The sequence below is a fragment of the Dietzia sp. SYD-A1 genome, from assembly GCF_015356725.1.
In the GTDB taxonomy this organism is placed as follows: Bacteria; Actinomycetota; Actinomycetes; order Mycobacteriales; family Mycobacteriaceae; genus Dietzia.
Map to the genome: position 1 here is coordinate 1 of NZ_JADDKI010000441.1, position 5134 is coordinate 5134.

5 protein-coding genes and 2 pseudogenes are annotated in these 5134 nt (G+C 73.2%); 2 read left to right on the forward strand and 5 right to left on the reverse strand.

Annotated elements, in window-relative coordinates:
• From IY392_RS15410 to lspA, 3 genes and pseudogenes are all read right to left on the reverse strand, one after another.
• Positions 1-243 (reverse strand): annotated as a pseudogene (locus tag IY392_RS15410) (hypothetical protein); the annotation flags it as partial.
• Complete coding sequence (locus tag IY392_RS15415) at positions 240-1166, reverse strand: RluA family pseudouridine synthase (protein ID WP_107756231.1); 927 nt, start codon at positions 1164-1166, stop codon at positions 240-242. The gene IY392_RS15415 and the pseudogene IY392_RS15410, both read right to left, overlap by 4 nt.
• The gene (lspA, locus tag IY392_RS15420) at positions 1159-1734 is read right to left on the reverse strand and encodes a signal peptidase II (protein ID WP_194861677.1); all 576 of its coding nucleotides are present in this window, start codon (positions 1732-1734) and stop codon (positions 1159-1161) included. Before lspA ends, IY392_RS15415 begins: the two co-directional genes overlap by 8 nt.
• A gap of 71 nt (positions 1735-1805) precedes the next feature.
• On the opposite strand from lspA, the gene IY392_RS15425 reads away from it, so the two are divergent.
• Positions 1806-2804: a hypothetical protein gene (locus tag IY392_RS15425; RefSeq protein WP_194861678.1), complete on the forward strand. Its 999-nt coding sequence runs from the start codon at positions 1806-1808 to the stop codon at positions 2802-2804.
• 40 nt (positions 2805-2844) lie between these two features.
• Here the strand turns inward: IY392_RS15425 and IY392_RS15430 are convergent, their stop codons facing one another.
• Positions 2845-3339 (reverse strand): hypothetical protein, encoded by a 495-nt coding sequence (locus tag IY392_RS15430; RefSeq protein WP_095717318.1) that lies wholly within the window; start codon positions 3337-3339, stop codon positions 2845-2847.
• A 131-nt stretch (positions 3340-3470) separates the two neighbouring features.
• On the opposite strand from IY392_RS15430, the gene IY392_RS15435 reads away from it, so the two are divergent.
• Positions 3471-4484, forward strand: coding sequence for an asparaginase (locus IY392_RS15435; RefSeq protein WP_309234196.1), 1014 nt, complete (start codon positions 3471-3473; stop codon positions 4482-4484).
• 24 nt (positions 4485-4508) lie between these two features.
• Here the strand turns inward: IY392_RS15435 and IY392_RS15440 are convergent.
• Positions 4509-5134, reverse strand: a pseudogene (locus tag IY392_RS15440) (DNA polymerase IV); the annotation flags it as partial.

The following is a 5134-nucleotide window of genomic DNA, read 5'->3' on the forward strand; positions in this document are numbered from 1 at the left end:
CGCCTCGCCGTCGTCGACCAGGGAGCCCGCGGCACGCGCCAGGTAGTCGTCGACCAGTTCGCCGTTCTCGGGTCCCAGCGCATCGCTCATCACCCCGGGATTGCGCGGCAGCTCGGTGCGCAAAGCGGTGAGGACGGCGACCAGCGCCAGGACGATCACCACGCCGACGCCCACGCTCGAAAGAGCCCTCAGCGCGACCGACCGGGGCGTGGAGCGGTCGGCTGCCGGGGCAGGGCCGGTCACGCGGCGCGGAGGGCGTCCAGCGCGTGCTGGAGATCGTCAGGGTACGGGCTGGTGAAGTCCACGCGTTCACCCGTGCCGGGGTGATCGAACCCGAGCCCCACCGCGTGCAGCCACTGCCGTTCCAGCCCCAACCGCCTCGCCAGCACCGGGTCCGCGCCGTAGGTGAGGTCGCCCGCGCACGGGTGGTGGAGGGCCGAGAAGTGGACGCGGATCTGATGGGTTCGACCGGTCTCGAGCTTGACCTCGACGAGCGTTGCCGCCTGGTGCGCCTCGAGCGTGTCGTAATGCGTGATGGAGTGCTTGCCGTCCGAGGTGACCGCGAACCGCCAGTCGTTGGACGTGTGGCGGCCGATGGGCGCGTCGATCGTCCCGGACAGCGGATCGGGGTGGCCCTGGACGAGCGCGTGGTAGGTCTTGTCCACGGTGCGGTCGCGGAACGCCCGTTTGAGCAGCGTGTACGCCCGCTCGGAGGCCGCCACCACCATCAGTCCGGACGTGCCCACGTCGAGTCGGTGGACGATCCCCTTGCGCTCCGGCGGCCCCGAGGTGGAGATGCGGTATCCGGCGGCCGCCAGCCCACCGATCACGGTGGGGCCGGTCCAGCCCACCGAGGCGTGCGCCGCCACGCCGACGGGTTTGTCGACGACGACGAGGTCGGCATCCGAGTAGACGACGGCCATCCCCTCGACCGGCTCTGCGACCACCGCGGGCTCGGCCCGCGGATCGGGCATCTCGACCTCGATCCACGACATCCCGGTGAGCTTGTCCGACTTCCCCACCGCCCGGCCGTCGACCAACACCTTGCCCTGCCCGGCGAGATCGGCGACCGCGGTCCGGGACAGCCCGAGGAGGCGGGAGACACCGGCGTCCACCCTCATCCCGTCGAGACCGTCTGGGACGGGGAAGGTGCGCAGCTCACCCATCCGCCCCGCCCTTCTCCACTGGCCCCCGCGAGCCGTCGAACTCCACTCCCTTGACCACGGCGACGGCCACCACGATCACACCGATGACCAGACTCGAATCGGCGACGTTGAACACCGGCCACCACCCCACCGAGACGAAGTCCACCACGTGGCCCTCCAGGAAGCCGGGGGCCCGGACGTACCGGTCCACGAGGTTGCCCGCGGCGCCACCCAGGATCAACCCGAGCCCCCACGCCCACCACCTCGAGTGGACCCGCCGCGAGAACCACAGCAGTCCCACCACGACCACGGTGGCCACGATGCTCAGCACGACTGTCGACCCCGTGCCCATCGAGAAGGCCGCGCCGGGGTTGCGGAGCAGGAGGAGCCGCACGGAATCACCGACGATCCGGATCGGGTCCTGCCCCTCGAGACCCCACACCGCCAGCGCCTTGGTCACCTGATCCACCGCCACGATCGCCGCCGCGATCATCAGCATGGCGACCGGCCCCGCCCTGAAGTATCGGGCACCGGTCCCACCGGGCGTCGTCCCCGCCGCATCGGACCGCGTCCCGTTGGTCTCCGTCATGCGCTCCAGTATCCCTGATCCCCCGGCGGGGCCGCCGGGCCCGGTGGGCGGACCCTCTAGGCTCGGGGGTCGTGAACCTCCGAACGCCCTCCGCCTCCGGCCGTCCCCGACCCGTGCGGGCCGGTCAGCGACTGCTCGTCGCCGCACTGGCCACCGCGCTCGTGGCCTCCACCGCCGCGTGCGCGGACGAGGGCGACCCCCCCGGGGACGACGCCGTCGCCGCTCAGGAGGATCGGGCTCTGGAGCCCGCGGTGGAGGTCGACCCCGGACCCGCCCCCACGGTCGAGCTCCTCGACGAGGGCTCGGGGGAGCTGCGGGTGATGGCCTACTCCCCGTCCCGAGACGCCGTGACCGTCGCCATCACCAGATCCGCGTCGGCTCGCACGACCGTCCCGGGCGCGGAGCCGAGGCTCGACGAGACCCCCGAGCAGACGCTGACCGTTGAGGGCCTGTCGGAGCCGGACGTGGACGGCGCCCAGCGGGCCACCGTCACGGCCCGGGATTTCACCTCCGTGGACGAGCTCCGTTCCGCCCAGTTCGCCACCGCACCCGGGTTCGCGGTCACCTGGACCCGCAGTGCCGACGGCATCGTGCGCGGCCTGACGTTGGAGGCGCCGGCCACCGCGACGGATGCCGCACGGGCGGGGGTCGAGATCACGGCGAACGCCGTGTCCGACGCGACCGTCGCGTGGCCGACCGAGGCGATCGGGGTGGGGGCCCGGTGGACCGTCACCCGGAGCGTCGACGACGCGGTGGCGCCGGAGCGGTCCGTCACCTACGAGCTGGCCGCCCTCGACGGCGACGTGGCCACCGTGACGATGGAGCTGGACGCCCCCGAGGCCGCCGCGACCCTGGACGCACCGGCCCCGGATGGCGGCCCGGGCGTCACGCTGGAGGTCGAGGCGTACGAGGTGACGGGCTCGGGTGAACTCACCGTGGACCTCCGCGCGCCACTGCCCGTCGACGGGACCACAGAGTCCTCGACGCGGGCCGTGTACGTGGACCCGGGTTCGGGCCGACGCACGACCTACGTCGAGGACTCGGTGCTGCGGTTCCGCACCGCCGGGTGAGGACCGGCGAGGGGCGGGACCCGGAGGGCTCCTCTGGAGATCAGGCGACCTGGCAGGTCGCCGGTGGCTCGAGCCCCGCGTTGGTGATGAGCGCACAGGCGAAGGACTGCTGCAGCTGCCACTGACCGCCCTGCTGGATGAACTGGGCCTGGACGTTGATGTCCTCCTGGCCGGGCTGGATGATCACCGCGTTGGCGATGAGCGTGCCGGGGATGTCGCCCTCGGCGGCGCCGGTGATGATCACGTCGGCGCCCTGCTCGGCCTTCAGCGCGGCGATCTGATCGAAGAGCTCCGGCGCCTCGGCCCCGCCCTCGACCAGGTCGACCTTCTCCTCCACCGGCACCGCCGGGTCGGAGGCCCGGGCGAGCAGCTGGGTCAGCTCTTCGGCGGTGGGCACGGGGGCGGCCGTCTGCTCGGTCGCCGTGGGGGCCGGTGCCGTCTCGCGCCCTCCGTCGTCATCCCCGCCGCATGCGGCGAGCCCGCCCAGGGCGAAGGCGGAGAGGGAGACTGCGGCGATGGTCCGTCGAAGACTCACGCTTGGTCCTTTCGTCGTGATGTGCAACTGTCGGGCCGTTCAGCAGCCCAACGGATACCGACGCTCCATTGTTCCACCGTCCACGGCCCGGGTGGTTGACGACGGGCCCGGAGCCCACCACTGTGGACCGGGTGACCAGCGTCCAGACCAGCACCGATACCCCCCACGTCGTGATCTGCACCACCGGCGGGACGATCACCGCCTCCACGGTGCCGGGAGGGGCGGTGATGGCGGGCGACTCGGCCGCGGCGACGCAGGCCATGCTCGACGGGCTGCGCTCGGCGCTGCCGGCCTCGATCCGGGTGAGCGCGCGGGCCGTGCTGGACGCCGACTCGTCGACGTTCGGCCCCGCGGAGTGGGACGACCTCGTCGACGCGGTCGGGGACGTCCTCGCCGATCCGGAGGTGGCCGGGGTCGTGGTGGCCCACGGGACGGACACGCTGGAGGAGACGGTCATGGCGCTGGACCTCCACCACAGCGACCCCCGGCCGGTGGCGGTCACCGGTGCCCAGCTGCCCGCGGATCACCCCGAGTCCGACGGGCCCGCGAACCTCCTCGACGCGGTGCTGCTCGCGGCCGACCCGGTCTCACGTGGTCTCGGCGTCCTCGTGGTGCTGGGACGGGCGATCCTCCAGGCCCGAGGGGTCCGCAAGTGGCACACCACAGAGCCCGTCGCCTTTGCCCGCAACGCCCCGGACCAGCCGGCCGAGGGTCTGCCGCCGGAGCTCGAGCGACCCACCCTGCCCGGCCGGGCCCGGTTCTCCGGGACCCGGGTGGACGTGGTGTCCTGCCCGCCCGGCTCGGACGCCGTGGCGCTGCGGGCCTGCGTGGACGCCGGGGCCCGCGGGCTGGTCCTCGAGGGGTCCGGGTCCGGCAACCTGCCCCCACTTGTGGCCGAGGCCGTCGCGGACCTGTCCGTGGAGCGCCCGGACATCGTGGTGGCGACCTCGACCCGTGTTCCGAGAGGCGAGGCGACGCCCACGTATTCGGGCCCCGGCGGCGGGGCGGATCTCGCGAGGCGAGGCGTTCTGAGCTGCGGTTACCTGCGCTCCTCCCAGGCGCGGGTCCTGCTCACCGCGCTGCTCGCGCGCGCCGACGCCGCCGAGGTCCGCTCACAGTGGTCCCGGTACCACCTCTACAGCTGAGGTGCAGACGCTTCGGCCCGCGCGTCACCACCCCAGGGAGTCCAGCGGGTCGGCGAGCTCCAGGTCGGGATCGTCCTCGGCGAAGGTCCGCATCCGACCGGGGCCGGTGACCGCCGTCTCGAACCGTACCGACACCCGACCGTGGCCGGAGCCCTGGACCCAGCCGTGCCCGAACGCGGGATGGCGGACGTCCGAACCGGTGCGGAACCTCTCCTGCAGTCCCTGACGCCACGCGCCGATCGCCGGTGGGGCGGGGAGCGGGTCGTCCACGGCCTCCGCACCCGGGCCCGGGGCCTCGTCATCGGTCGTGACCGTGGTGCCGACCCCGATGATGTCGGGGAGCTCGTCGAGGTCGACGTGCCCGGGGCCCTGCCGCGTCCCGGGCAGGAACTCCTGCTCGAACAGCGCGTCCTGGTGGATCTCGGTCAGTCCCGACAGGCCCACGCCCAGCAGCCGGATCGCGCCGAAGTCCACGGGGTCGGGGGCCAGGGACCGCGCGACGGCGATGATCGTCTCCAGCGAGGTCGTGCCCACCGGCAACGTGAACGACCGCGTCATCGAGGTGAAGTCCGCGCGCTTGATCTTGACCGTCACGGTCCGGGCCGCCCGCCCGTCGCCCAGCAGCCGCCGGTGTGCGCCCTCCGCCGCTC